Annotated in this window: 15 protein-coding genes and 1 pseudogene; 1 reads left to right on the top strand and 15 read right to left on the bottom strand. The window is 37.8% G+C overall.

Translation table 11 applies throughout. From position 1 onward, the window contains the following. From ADF68_RS10635 to ADF68_RS07800, 14 genes and pseudogenes are all read right to left on the bottom strand, one after another. A pseudogene (locus ADF68_RS10635) lies at positions 1-79 on the bottom strand (IS200/IS605 family transposase); the annotation flags it as partial. A gap of 191 nt (positions 80-270) precedes the next feature. After that, positions 271-690 carry a F0F1 ATP synthase subunit epsilon gene (locus ADF68_RS07860; protein WP_049503620.1) on the bottom strand — a complete coding sequence of 140 codons (420 nt, stop codon included), beginning with the start codon at positions 688-690 and terminating at the stop codon, positions 271-273. Between the two features lie 10 nt (positions 691-700). Then, complete coding sequence (gene atpD, locus ADF68_RS07855) at positions 701-2,107, bottom strand: F0F1 ATP synthase subunit beta (RefSeq protein ID WP_049549331.1); 1,407 nt, start codon at positions 2,105-2,107, stop codon at positions 701-703. A gap of 191 nt (positions 2,108-2,298) precedes the next feature. Further along, positions 2,299-3,177, bottom strand: coding sequence for a F0F1 ATP synthase subunit gamma (locus ADF68_RS07850; RefSeq protein ID WP_049549330.1), 879 nt, complete (start codon positions 3,175-3,177; stop codon positions 2,299-2,301). A 15-nt stretch (positions 3,178-3,192) separates the two neighbouring features. After that, the gene (atpA, locus tag ADF68_RS07845; protein WP_000996628.1) at positions 3,193-4,698 is read right to left on the bottom strand and encodes a F0F1 ATP synthase subunit alpha; all 1,506 of its coding nucleotides are present in this window, start codon (positions 4,696-4,698) and stop codon (positions 3,193-3,195) included. Between the two features lie 14 nt (positions 4,699-4,712). Next, positions 4,713-5,249 (bottom strand): F0F1 ATP synthase subunit delta, encoded by a 537-nt coding sequence (locus ADF68_RS07840; RefSeq protein ID WP_049549329.1) that lies wholly within the window; start codon positions 5,247-5,249, stop codon positions 4,713-4,715. After that, positions 5,249-5,743 (bottom strand): F0F1 ATP synthase subunit B, encoded by a 495-nt coding sequence (gene atpF / locus ADF68_RS07835; protein ID WP_049549328.1) that lies wholly within the window; start codon positions 5,741-5,743, stop codon positions 5,249-5,251. The genes ADF68_RS07840 and atpF overlap by 1 nt, the downstream gene beginning before the upstream one ends. A 13-nt stretch (positions 5,744-5,756) precedes the next feature. Beyond that, positions 5,757-6,470: a F0F1 ATP synthase subunit A gene (gene atpB, locus ADF68_RS07830; RefSeq protein WP_000392856.1), complete on the bottom strand. Its 714-nt coding sequence runs from the start codon at positions 6,468-6,470 to the stop codon at positions 5,757-5,759. 34 nt (positions 6,471-6,504) lie between these two features. Further along, a complete protein-coding gene (locus tag ADF68_RS07825) occupies positions 6,505-6,705 on the bottom strand; it encodes a F0F1 ATP synthase subunit C (RefSeq protein ID WP_001054552.1) in 201 nt (66 codons plus the stop codon). A gap of 229 nt (positions 6,706-6,934) precedes the next feature. Further along, positions 6,935-7,246, bottom strand: a complete 312-nt coding sequence (locus ADF68_RS07820; RefSeq protein WP_049549327.1) for a CHY zinc finger protein — start codon at positions 7,244-7,246, stop codon at positions 6,935-6,937. A gap of 13 nt (positions 7,247-7,259) precedes the next feature. Beyond that, positions 7,260-8,546 (bottom strand): peptidase U32 family protein, encoded by a 1,287-nt coding sequence (locus tag ADF68_RS07815; RefSeq protein ID WP_049549326.1) that lies wholly within the window; start codon positions 8,544-8,546, stop codon positions 7,260-7,262. A gap of 125 nt (positions 8,547-8,671) precedes the next feature. Continuing rightward, positions 8,672-10,882, bottom strand: a complete 2,211-nt coding sequence (locus tag ADF68_RS07810) for a ComEC/Rec2 family competence protein (protein WP_049549325.1) — start codon at positions 10,880-10,882, stop codon at positions 8,672-8,674. After that, a complete protein-coding gene (locus tag ADF68_RS07805) occupies positions 10,866-11,507 on the bottom strand; it encodes a helix-hairpin-helix domain-containing protein (RefSeq protein WP_049549324.1) in 642 nt (213 codons plus the stop codon). Before ADF68_RS07805 ends, ADF68_RS07810 begins: the two co-directional genes overlap by 17 nt. 65 nt (positions 11,508-11,572) lie before the next feature. Further along, positions 11,573-12,142, bottom strand: a complete 570-nt coding sequence (locus ADF68_RS07800) for a GNAT family N-acetyltransferase (protein ID WP_049549323.1) — start codon at positions 12,140-12,142, stop codon at positions 11,573-11,575. Between the two features lie 168 nt (positions 12,143-12,310). On the opposite strand from ADF68_RS07800, the gene ald reads away from it, so the two are divergent. Continuing rightward, entirely contained in the window at positions 12,311-13,423 is a 1,113-nt protein-coding gene (gene ald, locus ADF68_RS07795; protein ID WP_049549322.1) for an alanine dehydrogenase, read from the top strand. A gap of 348 nt (positions 13,424-13,771) precedes the next feature. Here the strand turns inward: ald and ADF68_RS07790 are convergent, their stop codons facing one another. Continuing rightward, a complete protein-coding gene (locus tag ADF68_RS07790) occupies positions 13,772-20,362 on the bottom strand; it encodes a S8 family peptidase (protein ID WP_049549321.1) in 6,591 nt (2,196 codons plus the stop codon). Positions 20,363-20,478: the final 116 nt, after the last annotated feature.

Genomic DNA, 20,478 nt, shown 5'->3' with positions numbered 1-20,478 from the left:
GTCTATACTTAGGGGTGAACACAATGTGATATTTACACATCCATTTTGTGTGTGATAAACTATGTGCTTTTTGAGCCATATTTTTCTCCTTTCGCTTTACAATTGGCTTGAACACCTTAATTGTATCGCGTTTGGAGTTTTTTGGTATAACCTTCGATGCGCACCCGCATAGCGGGTGGTTTTTTTGTCTCGCAACTAACGGAGCGAGACGGACTGAAAGTCACATAATAAAAAGTGAGGTCGGGATCTTTTTGTCCCAACCTCATTTTTTTATAGTTTATTTCCGACATTGATTCGGTTAATAGCACGTTGTAATGCAATCTTAGCACGACGCTCTTGGTCAATCAAGTGTTTGTCTTGTGCTTCTTCAATTTCACGTTCTGCACGAAGTTTGGCACGTTCTGCACGGCTAATATCGATATCACGAGCACGCTCAGCTGAGTCTGCAATGATAGTAATCACATCATTTGCAATCTCGATGATTCCTCCATTTACTGCTATCCAGTTGACATGAGAATCATCATCAATACGTTTGACTTTAACTTCATCAACTGCTAATACCGCAATCATATTTTGATGTCGTGGCAAGATCCCCATCTCACCATCCAGAGTTCGAACTGATACAAAGCTGGCATGGTGATCATAGACGAGGCCATCTGGTGTCACGATCTGGACAGTTAACTGAGCCATAGATCACCTCTTAAAATCCCATTTTTTCAGCCTTAGCAATAACATCTTCGATTGAACCTACTCCACGGAAGGCATCTTCTGGGAGATGATCGTGTTTTCCTTCAAGAATTTCCTTAAATCCACGAACTGTTTCCGCTACTGGAACATAAGAACCTGGTTGACCAGTAAATTGTTCCGCAACGTTGAAGTTTTGTGAAAGGAAGAACTGAATACGACGGGCACGAGCAACCAAAGTTTTTTCTTCATCAGAAAGTTCATCCATACCAAGGATCGCAATGATATCTTGCAACTCATGGTAACGTTGAAGGACACGTTTAACTTCAGCAGCAACTGCGTAGTGTTCTTCTCCAACGATTTCAGGCGCTAAAGCACGAGAGCTCGAAGCAAGTGGATCAACGGCTGGGTAGATACCCAATTGAACCAATTTACGTTCCAAGTTGGTAGTTGAATCCAAGTGAGCGAAGGCTGTTGCTGGCGCTGGATCAGTATAGTCATCCGCTGGCACATAGATGGCCTGGATAGATGTTACAGACCCCTTCTTAGTTGACGTGATACGTTCTTGCAATTGACCCATTTCTGTTGCGAGGGTTGGTTGATAACCAACGGCTGATGGCATACGACCTAAAAGGGCAGATACTTCTGAACCAGCTTGTGTGAAACGGAAAATGTTGTCAATGAAGAGAAGAACGTCTTGACCTTCTACATCACGGAAGTATTCAGCGATTGTCAAACCAGTAAGGGCAACACGCATACGTGCTCCTGGTGGCTCATTCATCTGACCAAATACCATGGCTGTTTTTTCAATAACGCCTGATTCCTTCATTTCCCAGTAAAGGTCATTCCCTTCACGAGTACGTTCCCCAACACCAGTAAATACTGAGATACCACCGTGTTCTTGGGCAATATTGTGAATCAATTCTTGGATCAAGACGGTTTTACCAACTCCGGCACCACCGAAGAGTCCGACCTTACCACCTTTAAGGTAAGGGGCGAGAAGGTCGATAACCTTGATCCCTGTTTCTAGAATTTCTGAAGAGGTAGACAATTCATCAAAAGTTGGTGCTTTTTTATGAATTGGCTGACGCTCTGCATCTTCACCAAAAGGAGCTTCCAAGTCAATGGTATCTCCCAAAACGTTGAAGACACGTCCTAGAGTTTCTTTCCCAACTGGTACTGAGATTGGACGGCCTGTGTCCAATACTTCCAAACCACGGGTCAAGCCATCAGTTGATTCCATAGCGATGGTACGAACCATACCATCTCCCAACTCCAAGGCTACTTCAAGGACGATTTTTGTTTTTCTTTCGTCATTTTTGTAGACGACAAGTGCATTATTAATCTCTGGTAGTTTCTCACCTGCTGCAAACATGACGTCTACAACGGGTCCGATAACCTGAGCAATTTTACCTGAACTCATCTCCTTCTCCTATTCTATATAAGATACTGTCGGTTCCTAGAATGACTAGGTCCTAATACTCTTCGAAAATCAAATTCAAACCACGTCAGCGTCGCCTTACCGTACTCAAGTACAGCCTGCGGCTAGCTTCCTAGTTTGCTCTTTGATTTTCATTAAGTATAAGTTCATTTTCATACGAGCTGGACTAGAGCCTATTCTAAGGCACTAGCTCCTGCCACAATTTCTGTGATTTCTTGTGTAATCGCCGCCTGTCTGGCACGGTTATACTGGATTGTCAAATCATTAATCACTTTTTTGGCATTATCAGTCGCTGTTTGCATGGCTGTCATACCAGCAGCATTTTCAGCTGTCTTGGCATCAATAATAGCACCATAAATCATACTTTCTGCAAACTGTGGCAGCAATTGATCCAAGATTTCTTCACGACTTGTTTCAAGGTCAAATGTCAAGCTATAGTTATCATCTGCTTCATTTGGATCCAAGTCCACGATTGGAAGCATCTGTTCTACACGCATTTGACTTGTCAATGTATTTACGTGGTGGTTGTAGCAAACGTAGAGCTCATCAAAAAGTTCATTTTGATACATTTCAATCGTTTTAGAGATAATCTTACGAACTTCATCAAAGCTCGGTTGACTCGCAAGTCCACGCAATTCATAGATTGGTTGAATACCGCGTGATTTGAAGAAATCGGCTCCCATACCACCAATACAGATGACTTCAAAATCATCACCTGAAGGATGGTATTCTTGCTGGATTTCCATGACAGCTTTTAAGATTGAAGAATTATATCCTCCAACAAGACCACGGTCAGATGTAATGACGATATAGCCTGTTTTTTTGACGGGGCGACTAATCAACATTGGGTTTGTTGATCCGCCAGCGCCATCTCCGTGAAGGATATCTGTAACCAGTTTACGTACTTTTTGTGCATAAACTTGGAAGTTACGTGCTGCTTCTTCAGAACGACCTAACTTAGCTGCAGAAACCATCTGCATTGCGTTAGTGATTTGACTAGTATTTTTTGTTGAGGCGATTTTTGTTTTAATATCATTTAGAGATACTGCCATCTGACACCTCTATTCTTATTGGAAGCTTGATTGATTGAGAAACTCAGTAATCGCAGCATCCAAGACTGCTTCATCTGGCAAGTCTTTTGTTTCACGAATGGTTTCCAAAATTTCAGGATGTTGAGCATCAAAGAACATATGGAACTCTTCTTCGAAACGAACGATATCGTCTACAGGAATTGTATCCAAGAAACCATGTGTTAAAGCATAGAGAATAGTAACTTGTTTCTCAACAGGTAATGGTTTGTGAACAGGTTGTTTCAATACTTCTACAGTACGACGACCACGGTTCAATTTAGCCTGAGTAGCCGCATCCAAGTCAGAACCAAATTTAGTGAAGGCTTCCAACTCACGGTATGAAGCAAGGTCAATACGGAGTGTACCAGCAACTTTCTTCATGGCTTTAATCTGTGCAGAACCACCAACACGCGATACAGAAGAACCCGCATCAATGGCCGGACGAATACCCGCGTTAAAGAGTCCATCGCCAAGGAAGATTTGTCCATCCGTAATAGAGATTACGTTTGTGGCGATATAGGCTGAGATATCTCCTGCTTGCGTCTCGATAAATGGAAGAGCTGTGATAGATCCACCACCCAATTCATCCGAAACTTTAGCAGAACGCTCAAGTAGACGACTGTGAAGATAGAAGACATCCCCTGGGAAGGCTTCACGACCTGGTGGACGACGGAGCAAGAGAGAAAGTTCACGATAAGCTACCGCTTGTTTAGATAAGTCATCATAAACGATCAAGACATGCTTACCTTGGTACATAAATTCTTCGGCCATAGCAACCCCTGCATAAGGTGCAAGGAAAAGCAATGGTGAAGGTTGTGAAGCTGACGCTGTCACGACAATTGTGTAATCCAAGGCTCCATACTGGCGAAGTGTTTCTACTTGTGTACGAACTGTTGATTCTTTTTGACCAATCGCTACATAGATACAGATCATATCTTGACCTTTTTGGTTCAAGATTGCATCGATAGCGATGGTGGTTTTCCCTGTTTGACGGTCACCGATAATCAACTCACGTTGACCACGACCGATTGGAACAAGGGCATCAATAGCTTTCAAACCAGTTTGCAATGGTTCTGATACTGATTTACGTTGCATTACCCCAGGTGCTGGTGCTTCAACTGGACGAGTCTTGTTTGTGTCGATTGGACCAAGTCCGTCTACAGGACGACCAAGTGGATCCACGACACGTCCAATCAAGCTATCACCAACTGGAACTTCCATGATTTTTCCTGTACGACGAATGGTGTCGCCTTCGCGGATATCTGTAAAGTCTCCAAGGATGATAATACCAACATCTGTTGATTCTAAGTTTTGCGCCATACCATAAGAGCCGTTTTCAAAAATCAACAACTCTCCACTCATGGCATTTTCAAGGCCATGAGCACGCGCAATTCCGTCCCCGATGTAGGTTACAACACCAGTTTCAGTTACATCAAAATTGGGTTTGAAATTTTCAATTTGTTGCTTAATTAAAGCGCTGATTTCTTGTGCGTTAATTGCCAAAAGAACACCACTTTCTATTTCAAATTTTCCTTAACAACTTTAAGTTGTTGTTTAATACTAACATCAATTGTCTTGTGATTGGCGATAATAACAAAACCACCGATTAAACTATCGTCGATTTCTTCTTTAATGCTACGCACTTTTAAAGACATCTTTTTCTCTATAATTGGAAGCAAACGTTCTTTTTGTTCATCCGTTAGAGGATGAGCAGACATAATCGTTACTTCAAAACGATTGGTTTCTCTCTCAAGACGGTTTAAACAATCTACAATCACATCATAAAAAAGATTTGATCGATGATTGTACAACAGAACTTGAATGAAGTTTTGTAATAATGGCGATGCAGAATCTTGGAAATAACTGACTGTTTTTTCCTTGTCAGACTCATCCACATCCACCTGAGCCAAAAAAGAAGGCAAGTCTGTTTCTTCAGCGACTTGCTTAATCTGGGTCAAGTCTGAGAAGATAGAATCTTCTTCTCCTTTTTCAATCACCAATTGGACAAAAGGCATGCTGTATTTTTCAATTACCTTTACTGTCTTTTTGTCCATTAAGCTTCTCCTAGCTGATCGATATACTGATCAATGAGTTCTTTATGGGCATGACCGTCAAGGTTTTGTGAGATGATTTTCCCAGCTAGACTAACTGTCAAATCTGCTACCTCACCTTTAACGCTTTGTAAAGCCTCAGCTTTGTTTTGCGCAATTTCTTGGTTAGCTTTTTCTTTCAAGCGACCAGCTTCTAGCTTAGCTTCAGCTAGAATATCTGATTTGCTCTTTTCAGCTGTCTCCTTGGCATTCTCGATGATAGTTTTAGCTTCGCTTCGGCTACCTGCTAATTCATCTTCACGCTTTTGAGCAAGAGTTTCTGCTTTTTGACGAGCTTGTTCAGCACCATCAATATCAGCAGCGATCTTTTCAGCGCGTTCTTCGAAGACAGTTGTCAAGTTTGACCATGCGAATTTTTTGACTAAGACGATCAAAAGGATAAAAGAGCCAGCAATTAAAATAAAGTTACCAATCAATTCACCTACTGTTACGTGCATCATTTACTCCTTTCTACTCTTCATCATTAATTTTATTTCCTAGATACATAGAAGACAAGACTGTGAATACATAGGCCTGAACACAGGAAATAAACACAGAAAATGCCGTCCAGACAAGATTGGTAACAAATGCGACTGGATACCAATAAAGTGCCTGATGAGAGAGAGTAATAAGCAGGCTTGCCATCACTTCTCCGGCAAAGATATTCCCGAACACCCGCAAAGCAAGTGAAAGGAAATTCGTGACTTCTTCAAGGAGATTCATCGGTGTCATGAAACCTGGGGTTACAAAACCTTTTAGATATTTTTTAACACCGCGACGACGAATTCCTTCAATATGGGTCATCAGGATAATTCCGAATGACAAGGCCAAGTCAAACTGGAGATTTGCTGTTGGCGATGTCCAAAGGTTTGTCCCATCTGTAGTTTGAAGTTTCGCCATCAAACCAAGATTATTTGCGATAACCATAAAAAGAAATAAACACAAGTAAAAGAGTGAGTAATCTTTCATGTACCGTGAACCTACGTTTGGTTCTGTAAATCCGACTACAAAGTCATAGAGATACTCGAGTACATTTTGCTTTCCTTTGGGTTTTACAGTCATATTACGACTTGCCCAATAGATAAAGCCAAAAATAAGTGCCACAGACAACAAAGTTAATGCTGTCAAGGTTAAATCAAAGGTAACAGGACCAATATTGATGGTTGGATTGATACTTTCTTCCATCTAGAATCCTCCCTTTTCCATTTTATACTTCTCTTTATTTGATGATAAATGAAAATACGAGAGTTACAAAGAATGTTCCTTCGATAAAGGCAATCCCCATGATCATCAAACTACGCAATTGAGGGATGATATCTGGTTGGCGTGCTGCAGATTTGAACAAACCGTTCATCAAAAATCCTTCTGCAAGAGATACACCCATACAGGCAAGACATAGACCGAAAAATGTTAAATTCATGACGAATTCTCCTTTTTTAAATTAAATTTACTTCCCTAGTTTAGTCCTAAAATTTGCTTTTGTCAACTTTTTACTAGCATTGAAAGCGTTTCTAATCATTTATTTCTATTTTTCCGATTTTCAAGTCAATTATATAGAAAATTTTAAGGTCTTTTCAGATTGTTTTCCTTATCTTTCCTGTTTTTCTGAAAATAAAAATCCAAGTTTTACAACCTGGATTTATCGTTTCTTATTTAAAATAATAGGAATGGTGGCTCTGGCAAGCTGGATTAAAGAGTGCTGCACAATAAGGACAGCTCCCCTTTTCTCTATACTCCTCATAAGTTAGGTTCTTCTTACAGAAACCACATAAGATAGGTTTATCCTGTTTAAGTCTTAAAGGGTATGGAGAAAATGTGTGCTCCTCTAGCGCATTGTGACACTGATAACAGGCATAGTATTTCTTACACTCATAACACTGGAGCGCTACGATATCTTTATCACTATGGTAATGAACACATCTGCTTTCATCATCTACTAGTAATCCATGAGCTTGAACCATGATTTTTCCTTATCTAGGCACGAACTGTGACGCTTGTTCCATCTTCTTTGTAAAGATTGATCAAGCCTTCTTTCAAAGCACGGACCATATCACCTGCTTGTACTGGTTGTGGAACCTTGATGGTTAAAAGTTCCATTGGATTTGGTGCACGGTCAATTTTATTACCTTTAGCATCATGAAGGTCTTCGATATAAGTTTCAAAATGGCGGAAACCTGGGCCATAAAACTCAACTTGGTCTCCTTCGTTGATAACGTTACGTTGGCGAATAGTTGCTGTTTGTGTTGCATCATCATAAGCTACTACTTCAGCAACAAATTTGTATTCTGGAATCTTACGACGAGCACCGAACAGTTGTTCATTTTCAGATGGTGTCCCGTAGTAGAAACCTGTGGCCAATTCACGTTGGGCCACCTTCCACATTTCATCAATCAAGTCTTGCTTGATAGCTTCAAACTTTTCAGGACTTTCGAGGTAGGCATCAACGGCAGCCTTGTAGCAGTTTGTAACTGTTGAAACATAGTGAATAGACTTCATACGACCTTCAATTTTAAGACTGTCCACACCATTTTCAATCATATCTGGGATATGATCAATCATAGACATATCAACGGCTGACATTGAAAATTCTTCAGGAATTTCTCCCTTGAGACTCTTACGCTCTTTACCAAATGGCATATCGTAAAGGTCATATTTCCAACGGCAAGATTGTGAACATCCACCACGGTTGGCATCACGCATACTCATGTGGTTAGAAAGGGTACAACGGCCAGAATATGAGATACACATAGCTCCATGTACAAAAGCTTCAATCTCAACGTCTGTACGTTTGCGAATTTCTGCCAATTCTTCCATAGAAACCTCACGCGCCAAAACGACACGAGTCAATCCAAGTTCTTTCCAGAATTCAAGAGTTTCATAGTTGGTCGCACTAGCTTGTGTTGAAAGGTGGATTTCAAGTCCTGGTGCTTCTGTTGCAGCAATCATGATTAAGGCAGGGTCAGAAACAATAACCGCTGCAATGCCAATATCACGCAACTTACGGAACCATTCTCCGGCACCTTCTTCATTTCCCTCGTGCATAACCATATTGGCAGCCACATATACCCTAGCTCCATACTTAGCCGCGAACTGTACTCCTTCTTCCATCTGTTCGAAAGTGAAGTTACCCGCGCGGCTACGAAGACCATAGGCCTGACCACCGATAAAGACAGCATCTGCTCCGTATTGAACAGCTACTTTTAGTTTTTCTAGTGTTCCTGCAGGTGATAGAACCTCAGGACGTTTCAAAGTTTTTGTCATTTTTTCTCCTATTTGCAATATAAAAGTTTGACACCAATCTTAACCATTTTATAGTAAACAGGGTTCAAAATCAAGCCTTGAATGATTGTTTAGACAATTTTAATGTTTAGTTTTCTCTGAAAACGTTATTGAACAGTTTCAACATTCCAAGTAGTCCATCCCTTGAAACGAATGGCGCCCTTTTGATTCGTTTGATATATCGAATTCCCAAGTTCTTGGTTACTTTCCGCATTTTTTTCTTTGATTTTTTTCTTCTTGTCTACCGAAATGACCGTGATTTTAGGGTGTACATTTTTGAAGATTTCGATATCTGTCTTTTTCTTCGATGCTTGCTGATGAGTTATCACTACATCTGCTTGGAGTTTTGGATAATGACTCGTTAAAAACTTCTCCTCTATATTTCCAGTAACTAGAAAGGTTTGGTTTAGTAACTTTCCATACATTGTAATTGAATCATTTTTATCCTTATTTTGGGTAGCGATAACTTCTAAACTATTCCCAAAAATAGGTAACTGCTGTCCTGTTTTGATAGCACCTACCTTGACTTTGCTCTCCTTCAGCTTATCCATAAATTCTCTCTTAGATAAAGTTTCTTCAGTTACTAGAATCTCTCCAAGCTCGACGGCTTTACTGATTTCTAACACATGATCTAACTGTTTAGTATCACTAGTCGTTAGAACCAGCTGATCAATCTTGGCCACTCCTCGACTTTTCAGATAAGGAATTAAACTACGTTTGGCATTGCTGGTAATAGCTTTCTCCTGCCAGACTTCTTTCTTTTCAACTGCTAGCTTTTCACCAACATCCAGTAGTATGGTCTTCCCTGTCATGTCTCTTAGGAAAATGCTTCGTCCCTGTTCCATATCTAGGACTGTGATTTCATTCTCTAGTGGATGTTTGGTTACTAAAAAGAATGAGATGGCAACTATGACAAGCATAGATAGTTTTTTCAAATTCTTTCGATAGTCATAGATGAGAGCTAAAGTAATCAAAAGAAGGATTAAAATCCAAAGACTCGGTTGGCCGAAAACAAGGGGCCTAGTAGATAGCTGAGAAATATAGCGTATGATATTTTCTAGCCATTCAAAGAGAAAGTTGAACTGGGTGATGGGATATACAAATGACAGACAGAAGAGAATCGATAAAAGTGGCAACAAGACCATATCAAATAAGAAAGAAAAGGCAAAAGTTAGGAGAATAGACCACGGTTGAAATTCTGAAAAATAAAAAGATAAAATTGGCAGAATTCCCAAGGAAATAATACAACTCTCCCTAACCAGTCCTTTTATCCCTGCTACTTCCTCACCAGTCATTGTCAGGATAAAGGCATAAGCACAGGAAAGAACCCCTCCAGCTGTTAAGAAAAAGTTCGGCATGATTAAAAATAGAATAAGAATTGTCAAAGCAAAATTATCCAGTGACTTAAAGCCATGCTGAGCCAAGATCTTTTGTAAAAGACTTCTAATCACAGATGCTGAAAAACCTGTCATGCCTGCATAGAACAAAGAAAAGGGATAGGCAAGCCATTTGAACTTCTCTTGAGTCAAGCCCAAACGTAAGAGTGATTTTTTAAAAGCATTCATAAAGAATCCTACTTGCATTCCTGACAAAGCAAATAGGTGAATAATTCCGAGGCTAGAATAGAGTTCATTCATTTCCTCAAAATCTGTGTCCAAGTGCCCTAATAAGAGTCCCGTCATATAATTGCGCATGGGGTCAGGAAAATTCCTTTTTATCCAGACAACTGCTTTTCTTCGCAAACTGGATAGATTTTCTCCTATATCCCAACTAGAAATTTGCTTTAATTCGACAATTTCCGATATAGTTAAGGTCTGATAAATCCCCTGTGTTTTGAGATAGTTTCGATAATCAAATCCAGCAAAATTACTGGCTCCTTGAGGACTAGCTAACTTGCCTTTCAAAACTATTTCAGGTAGTTCAGATAAGTCTTGAAATTTTTTCTTTTCAGATTCTGACTGGAGTTTATAATAGACCTGAAAGAGTCTGCCCTCAGCCTTGCCACGAAAAGATAAGCTATCACCATTTACTTTGATGGTATCCGGTAATATTCGCACTGTATCAACCGTGTCTACAAGATTCCGATTGGCTTCTTCTTGCTGCCATTTTTGAAAAATAAACCAACTCCCAAATATGCTGCAAATCAAGAGGACCTTAGTCACAGTTTTCCATGGAAATTGGAAAAAGAGGCAGACTAGTAAAAAGACAAAGCCCAAAAGTGCTAAGACACTTGCTGAAAAAATTGCATAGTAGAACCAGAGCAAAAGAAAACTGAGATAGATTTTTGGAATTGGAAAGCGACTAATCCACTGTAACATACTCTTTTAACTTTTCTATCGTTTTTGCACCAATACCAGAAACCTTTTTGAGCTCATCAACTGACTTAAACTTACCGTTGGAATCACGATGGTCGATAATATCTTGAGCACGTTTAACACCTAAACCTTTGACTTGCTTCAGTTCCTCTATACTGGCTTTATTAAGGTTGACTTTCTTATTTTCTTTGGTGTTGGAAGCATTTGAATATGCCTCTTGGCTTGTAGCTTCTTCCTTAGTCGGGACATAAACAAGTGCTTCATCACTAATTCTCTGAGCAAGATTGATAGACTTACTATCAGCATTATCTGTCAATCCACCAGCTTTTTGAACAGCATCATTGATACGACTTCCAACTGGTAAATCATAAATTCCAGGTGATTTGACAGCACCTTTGACATCGACAGTAATCAGATCTTGCCCCACCACTTCTTCCTTCTGATTTCCATCTTCCTTTTCATCCGTCGAATCCTTTGGAACAGCTGTAACTTCAGTCTGCACCTTTGTTTCCTTAGCAGGTGCTTGAGCGACTGGCTTTAGCAGGAAAAATCCGCCTAAGACCAAGCCCAAACCAGCACAGATAACAATGATTTTATATTCTTGGATTTTCTCAATAAGTTCTTCCATATTTTCTCCTCTCTTACTTTATTCGTAAGAGAAAGAAAAAACAGCTGAAAAATCTTTTCAACTGCTTACTTATTTGCAAAATAGTCTTCCTTGGTCAAAACATAATGTACACGTGTTACAATTCGTCCCGGTTCTTTATTATCCATTCTGGCATAGGGTTCTTCGTGAGAAAAGCGCATGCCTGATTTCTCCATGACCTTTCCTGACGCAGGATTATCCTTATCGTGAAGGGCTGTCAACTTATTCATTCCGATTTCTTCAAAGGCCAGTTCAATGACGGCACGATTGGCTTCAGTTGTCAAACCTTGATTCCAATATTTTTGATGGATAATGTAACCAATGGCTGCCTTTTTAAGAACAGTATCAACCTTGTGCAGGTCAATAGTTCCGATAAACTCTCCACTATTTTTTAGTTCAATACCCCATCGGCCCAAGGGATTAGCTAGATAAAATTGGGCAATATTATTCTTGGTTTCCTCTAAACTTTGATTGGTTGGAAAAGTATAGCGTGTATTTTCCTGGTTTGAAGCATATTCAAACATTGCTTCTGCATCATCAAGTGTTACTGGTCTAAGTACTAATCGTTCTGTTTCGATTATTGGATGCTTCGCTAGTTTGATAAATAGTGATTCCATGATTGCCCCTCCCAAAATAGGTTGCTAAAAGAATAACATAAAAGAAATAGGTTTACAAGTTTTTCTTGCAATTTAAAACGGTTTCATATACAATAAAGTCATCACAAAAACTCTGACGAATGATGTGATACATAAATTGAAACAGCTTAATAGAAAGTGAGTTATCCTATGTTAATTGGAATTCCAAAGGAAATTAAAAATAATGAAAATCGTGTTGCTTTGACACCTGCTGGTGTACAGAGTCTTGTTGGTCGTGGTCACCGAGTCCTCATCGAAACAAATGCTGGACTTGGTTCAGGATTTACTGATGCTGACTATGAAAAGCAAGGAGCAGAAATTGTCGCAACTGCTGCTGAAGCCTGGGCTGCAGAATTAGTTGTTAAAGTAAAAGAACCCCTTGCTAGTGAGTACCAGTTCTTGCGTGAGGATTTACTACTTTTCACCTACTTACATATGGCAGCGGCTCCAGAATTGGCTGATGCTATGCTTGCAGCTAAAACAACTGGTGTTGCTTATGAGACAGTCCGTGATACTCAAGGACAACTCCCACTTCTTGTTCCAATGAGTGAGGTAGCTGGTCGTATGGCAGTCCAAATCGGTGCTCATTTCTTGACGAAACAAGCTGGTGGTTCAGGAGTTCTACTCGGTGGTGTCCCTGGTGTTCCAAAAGGAAAAGTAACCATCATCGGTGGTGGTGTTGTTGGTACACATGCAGCCCGCATTGCGCTAGGTTTGGGAGCTCAAGTAACCATTCTTGATATCAGTGCTAAACGCCTCTCTGTCCTAGAAGATGTCTTTGGTCACCAAATCCAAACCCTCATGTCTAACCCATTTAATATCGAAGCAAGTGTACGTGAAGCAGACGTTGTTATCGGTGCTGTCTTGATTCCTGGTGCCAAAGCTCCAAAATTGGTGACAGATGAAATGGTACAACAAATGCGTCCTGGTTCTGTCATCGTAGACGTTGCTGTTGACCAAGGTGGTGTTATAGCGACAGCTGACCGTGTGACAACTCACGATGAACCAGTCTATGAAAAACACGGTGTTCTTCACTATGCCGTTGCTAACATTCCTGGAGCAGTTGCTCGCACATCTACGATTGCCCTTACTAATGTGACTCTTCCATATATCGAAGCCTTGGCAGGAAAAGGATTTAAGAAAGCTATCCTAGAAGACGCAGGCTTGCTTGAAGGTGTGACAACCTATCAAGGATACCTCACCAGCCAGCCTGTTGCAGAAGGCTTGGAACGTGACTTCACTTCAATCAGTGAACTGGTCTAAAATGATTTACATATTAAAACTACAAAAATAGAATGCTACGTAAAAACTAGCTTCTAAATCTCAAAAACGAGCATTTCCGTTCTTGGAGATGCTCGTTTTCTCATGTCATGGTTTATAATTTAAATTTTGATAGACTCTAGTTTCTAATCAATGTGATCAATATTTGTCAATACTAACCCTTTCAATCAATTCATTAGTTTTCTAAACTAAGTCCATTACTAAATCCAAAAAGAGTACCAATAGTAAAGTAAACTAAATAATTGAGTTATAAATGGCTATTTTCACAAAACTGTTTCATCATCACACCATCTCAGTACATAAACCAATTTTTCATCTATAGCTTTTGTCTTAATCTTGGTCTTTTTTCTTCAATCCAAGAAATGCACCTACGATAAACATTATTCCAGCAATGAATGGTGTAAAACCTTCTCTAACTGTTCCGGTTTTTGGTAATCTATCAGAATTGTTAGTATCCGATTTACTATCGATATTGGTATGTTTATTAGCTATGTTCTCTGGTTCATTAAGATAAACTTCCTTCTTATTTTCAAAGTTTTTATCATTTTTATCAGGAACTGGAGCTTTAACATCCTTAGTTGAATCAGATCTTTGACTTTCATCTAATTGACTATAATTTACTTGTACAGGAACTGTAGTTTTGACATCTTTAGTTGAATCAGATTTGTGTGAATGATTTTCTCTTTGTAAATCCTCCTTTTTGTAATTTTCATCTAATTGACTATGATTTGCTTGCACCTTATCTTTCTTTTTCGATACATCAAAAGTAGGTTTATTTTCCTCCTCCTTTTTCTCCTCTATTTTCTTGAATACAGGTTTTATAAGGGTATCTTTTGATAAATTAAGAACATAGCCAGTGTCTTTTTTACCTTCGATACCAGAAATTTCCCAGCCATCAAATTGATAGCCTTTTTCTAATTCCCCCTTATAGACAGGTAAAATAAAATCTTCTTCCGACACTATCGTTGAACTCATTTCTTTTCCATTTTGAATGGTCACAGTCACCGTATGAGGTTTTAATTCGCTTACCTCTCCCGTATCTTTGTTTAAAATGAATTCTTTTACGGTCGTATTTCTTGCAAAATCTTTTGCAACAATCTTAATATTTAGTGTCTTATCTGTTAGTTGTTTAATATCATCAAATGATTTGTATTCTTTTCCATTTACATAAATATGTTTTTCTTGAATCTCACCATCAAATCCATTATTTCTTTTATCATTGATATTAAAGACTACAGATTTTCCGTCAGCATATTCAATACTAGTATTTCCCTTAGGATCAATGTTTACTTCTGGTTTAACATTATCATATAAAAATTGATAGTGTACTCCAACCGCTTTCGCATTCAAATCGCTATAGCCAGTTTGAAGATAAACATTTCCATCCATATCTGTTACCTTATCTGGGAATCCGTTTGCTTTATAGTCTTTCATTCCCCAGTCCATGATGTCACCGTCTTTAACATTAAGCTTAATGTTAAAATCTCTAGTGTTATCAATGTGTAAATCTCCGTAGATTAAATAATTATCTACAACCGATTCATTAACTCTCAACTCCCAGTTAAAACCACCCTTATCAGAAATCTTACCTTTTAAATAAAATTCTGGATTTCGTACATAAATTTTATTAGATTTAGATGGATTAAAGTAGTTCTTGTCCATTGAAAGGTTTACTGGTTTTGCATCAATAAATAACGTAGAGCCATCTTCTTTTATAGCTTCTACATTGGACTTATCTTCTCCTGTGTACTCTTTACCATCCTTACCAAATAATACAAGTTTAGAAGTATCTGTTACAAGATTTCCATCTTTATCGATTGCCTCCCCTTTATCATTCATTTTAAAGGTAAAGACTTGATACCTTACAATGTTAAAGCCGTCCAAAGCCGACATTAATACTGATTGAGTACTTCTTCCATCTTCAACATTTCTACTATCAGCATAAATTATTTTTTCTGATAGGACTCTTAGATTAGGATTGGCCTTTTGTATTTTTGCTATATCTTCCTTGCTATAGACTCCATTTCCTTCTAACATATCCGTTTTTCCAGGATTATAGGTAGTCACTTTTAGTGCATATCCTTTTCTCAGAATGATATTATCCTTTAATAGATATTGTTGTTTTTCTGAATCAGAATAGATTTTACCAGATTCCATTTCAGTTAAATTGTTTGGTTTGTTCTTTGAAAGATCACCTTCTCCTAATTCTATTACATTCCCATAACTTGATGCATAGGGATATTCTGTTTTAGTTTCCTTATTTTTTTCAGGCATTCTAATCTTCGTTTCAGCTTTTATCTGATCATCATCTTTAACAAAGAATCTCATATCTCCTGCAAAAGCTAATCCATCCACAATATCATTAATATTAGCGTATAAATCAAATGTCATCGTTTTTGAGTGGGAATCATACTTGGTCGTTTTGATTTCTATCGATTTATAGTTATTACCATAATATACCTTGGCATTTTTAGAAACATTACTTATCTTTCCAAGAATTTCAAAGTGTCCATCTTTAGACGGGTTTAGAACACCATAAATTTTTGATTTGATTTCATCAAGTTTTTCAGTTTCATATTCTAAGGCACTACCATCGTCATAAGCAATGATATTTCCCTTATCATCGTATTTATAATCGTATTCTTCTGTTCTCTTACCAGTTTCACTTGTAAAGTCATCAACTTCTCTAAATTTCTTTTTAATGAGTTTCTTCAAGTCTTTGCTTTCAAAATCTCTAATTGTTGAAATAGTTTTATGAATAGTAAAGCTAGATTTTTCTTCGATAGACTCTTCATTGTCTTGATGATTTTCTTCCTCAGTTGTATCTTTTTTAAGACTATCCTCTTTTCTATTTTCTAAATTTTTAAATTTAGATTCGGCAATCTCGCCAAGCTTTTGATATTTAGATGAATCCTGATCAGGATCTACTAGATAATAGGAAATCATCCCCTTTTCATCAGCATGATCAGCAAATTTAATTCTATGAATCTTTGTGAAATTGCTAGAGCCATCTAGTGCAATGACTTCAATGATCTTTCCTCTTAAATCTCCTGCCCCACTAATTTCATAAATGGTATTTCCGTCTTTGTCAAGTTTTCTATTTCTTCCTTGACCCTCACCTGCATAAGTTACTTCAAGATTTTTCTCAACCTCTCCGTCTTCATTAACCAGAGCGGCTCCTGCATACCAAACTTCGTTGGCAATCTCGTCAAATTTTTCAGGATGTTCTTTCTGATCTCTAGCAAATAGGGTTTCATTCTTGTATTGATCTTTTACCTTGTGATAAGTATCCTTTGTAATCAACTTAATTTTTTCAGGATTTGAAAAATCAATTGAAACAATCTTAGGAGCTGTGTTATCAATTTTTACAGGAATATAGGAAACCTGCCATGGGTAATCCTTGGTTAATCTATATTTAAATTTATAGAAATATTGACCTTCTGCAATCGGTTCAAATTGACCTCTTATCCTAGTAGCTGGATCTTGGTTATCCTTGCTCTCTGGTGCATTTTCTTCCCTACCTCTAGGGTTATAAATGAGTCCATCCCACTTCAAGTCACCCCAAACCTTTAGTTTAGAAGATTTGATTCCCTTTGCATCATTTCTCTTAGAGTTTAAAATTCCTTTAATAAAGTGTTCTCTCGAAATGACTTTTAAATCTCTTTGATTTTCTCCCTCTTTATTTGTATTTACTATTGAAATTAATCCTTCTTCTGCACTTCTTAATACAAGTGGAGAAGGTGTTAATCCTCTCTCAAGTTGAGCATCTTGAGGATTTCCATTTGAATCTAAAGGATAAATTTTAGCAATATTAGAACCACTTGATGATGGTGCGTTGATCCCTTCGTTATTGAAAGCAAATAATTCTGGATTTTGATCTAGGGATGTTGTATTTTTATCTTTTCTATTTTGTATAACTCCTGCTGGATTAAATTTATCTATACCATGTTCTCCACCAATTCCCTTATTTAAGGTTCCTGGAATTTTTGGTTTACCATCATCATCATAACCTTCCATTGTTTTTGATTTTGAACCTTCTTCCCAGGCCCATTTATCAAGGATTGGTTCGTGGTTCCAATTCCCAGCAAATCCCATTAGAGGCATCGATAAAGAAGGTTGGAAGTTTATTTTCTTCCCGTTAGAGTTTAGAGCTTCCATTTCTTCCAAAGACTCAAAATGAATAAATGATTCTACAAATTTATTTTTGTTTTTAGCCTCCCCAACATTTATAACCGCATTTAAATCAAAGCTAGAATTTGGGCCTATAGTGAAAGTGTCATGCTCAAATGTGATATTTGCTCCTTTGACTTTTTCTGGGTGGATTTCTGGAACAATTTGCTTCCCATCTGGAGATTTTTCATCTTTGTATGTTTCATCCAGTTTTAGTCTATCAGTTAGAGCATCTGTAGTTACTGCTGATGCTGAAACTTTAAAGGTTAAAGGTCTGTTTGATGTATTGTGAAGCTTAATTGTAAAGTATTTTTTATCTCCTTTTATTTCTTTAAGAGAAATAGAACCATAAGAGTTTACCAAACCTTTAGAATCCGTGTTTTTAAAAGTAGCTACAACTTCATTTCTCAAAGCATTAGCAACATTAATTAAGCCTGCTCCCTGTTGTCTAGGTGATGCAAAGTATTGACTTTTTTCTTTCCAAGACGTTGCATCCATCATAGGCCGTGCAGTATTTTGTAGGGCTATTTTTGTAAGACTTGTAAGGTCTATTTTGTCATCTCCCTTAAGATTTTTCAAGGCAGGTCTTTCAAGCATTTCCTTTAACTTTGGTCTAATCAAAACAGTAGAAGCTGCCACGATTGGAGTTGCCATACTAGTCCCTGACATATAACCATAAGTTGATTTCCCATTAATGACATTGAGAGTGGATTTAATATTTTTACCTGGTGCTGAGACATCAGGCTTTAAAAGTAAATCTGTTCTCGGTCCCCAAGATGTGGATCCTGCTGGAACTATGACATCTTCTTTATACAATTCTTTGTCTGTGTCAGGTGCAAACTTAAAGTCAATCTCTTTTTCGTCACCTACATTCGGTTTATTAGAATTATAGCTGGCCATATCAATTGGATAGTATTGCTCCAATTTATCTTTGAAATCTTCTTTATTATTCCTTTTAACTTCAGTTTTTTTATCAGGATTAATCATGTTCCATAGCTTTACACCATCATCTCCTGAAATTGAAAATACTTGACTTTTAGTCCCTTCATCCGCTTCATATCCCATGGCTGGAAGCTCTGTCCAATTATCTCTATTGTAGTAATTGACAGTATTTACAACCATAATGGCGCGTGCGCCCTTATCCGTTGCTCTTTTAAAAGCATCTTTTAAATCCTTGGTATAAATTCGATCCATTACTGCAATTTTGCCCTTAAGATCCAATCCTATCAAATCTTGATCTTGACCTTTGCCTATATATACAAAGTTTAATTTACTAGGAGCTTTTGAACCGTCTTCATTTGTTGTGATTTTATTCTTATCGAAAAAGGCCCCTATATTTCTGTATTTAAAATTTTCTCCACCTATGTTGACTTTATCAAACTCAACTGTCTGATTTTTAGCAGAAGCGACCGCTATCGCATCTTCATGTGCTGCAGTTCGCGTTACATTTCCAGTGTCGGTCATTTTCAGATTATTATTTGCCACTAAATCCCATGAAGAACTTGAAGCAGAAGTCGCATAGTTACCCGTAGCTACAACCATTGGAATGCCTGCTTTTCTTAACGCTCTAATAGCTTCCCAATATTTCTCACCTACAAGACCTGTTCCTGTAAAGCCAGATGATACCGAAACAACATCGACATTGTGTTTGATCGAATCTTCAATAGCATGAAACATTGTTTCATCACCTGCGAACCCAGATCCTGCGTCAGAGTACATTTTATAAGAGAAGATCTGTGCATTAGGAGCAATTCCATCTATTCCATTAAAGTTTTTAATATCTTTTTCAGTATCATTTCCTGCAAGAATCCCTGCAATATGCATCCCATGTGGATCAAAATAATCGCTTCCATCATCAGCTTTTTCTACAGTGATTTTACCACCATTATAATAATTGAACGCATGAGGGATTTTATCACTCAACCAGAAATTTTTATCAGTACCTTTTAAGTCTTCTTTTTTAAATTTCATTGAGTCTTTAGCGTCATCATCAATCCTCATGGCCTTATGCCTATAATCTGTCCCCGTATCGATATTTGAAATGACCATACCTCTACCATCAAAATTTTTACCAAATGGAGCATTGATAGACTTTAGGTAATCAATTGCCTCTTCAACTCCAATTTCCTTTCTAGCATGATTCATCATTGGCTGGACTTTTTGTGATCGTTCAACCGATGAGATACCCTCTATTAGTTTAATTTTGTCCAGATTATCTGGAGTTGTTTCTATTGCAACACCATTAAAAACCGTATCATAAGTATATAAAACTTTTGTATCCTTAAGATTGGATAATTCCTTGATTGCTTTTTCTCCAGATTCTTTATCTTTAAATTCAGCAATATAGACAAGTTTATCCTCTTTTTTGGGACTTTCTGGGTCTTTACTTGCAGACGAGTCCGCTTTATCTTCTTGGGATTGATTGGAATCTTCTTGGGATTGATTGGAATCTTCTTTGATTTTTTCTTCATTGCTAGTTTTGTTATCTATCACAGATTCTTTACTAACAACTTCTTTTTCCTCAATAACCGTTGTTTTCTTCTCTTCAGTATCCTTTGAAGTTTCTATAGCATTATGAATATCTTCAAGTTTTTCTTTGTTTTCTTTTTGTTTACCTACTACTGTTTCTTTATCAGATATTTTTAAAGAATCTTCAGAACTAGGTGTATCTGCTAAAACTACCTCATTAGGGACATATGCTGCTAAAATAACTGCAGCTGTGGTTAATGACAATACTGTACTTTTTTTCATTTTAATTCCTTACATATTTATTTAACTTCCAATAGATAGAAAACTTTAACTTTGCTAGCCTTTGTTATAAAAAGTTTTACTAAGTATTATCTAGGAAATAGAGTAGTGCATTTATA

Origin of the sequence: Streptococcus pseudopneumoniae, assembly GCF_001068775.1 — a bacterium.
In the GTDB taxonomy this organism is placed as follows: domain Bacteria; phylum Bacillota; class Bacilli; order Lactobacillales; family Streptococcaceae; genus Streptococcus; species Streptococcus pseudopneumoniae_N.
Note: the sequence above shows the minus strand (reverse complement) of the source record. Positions and strands in the feature narration are given on the sequence as shown.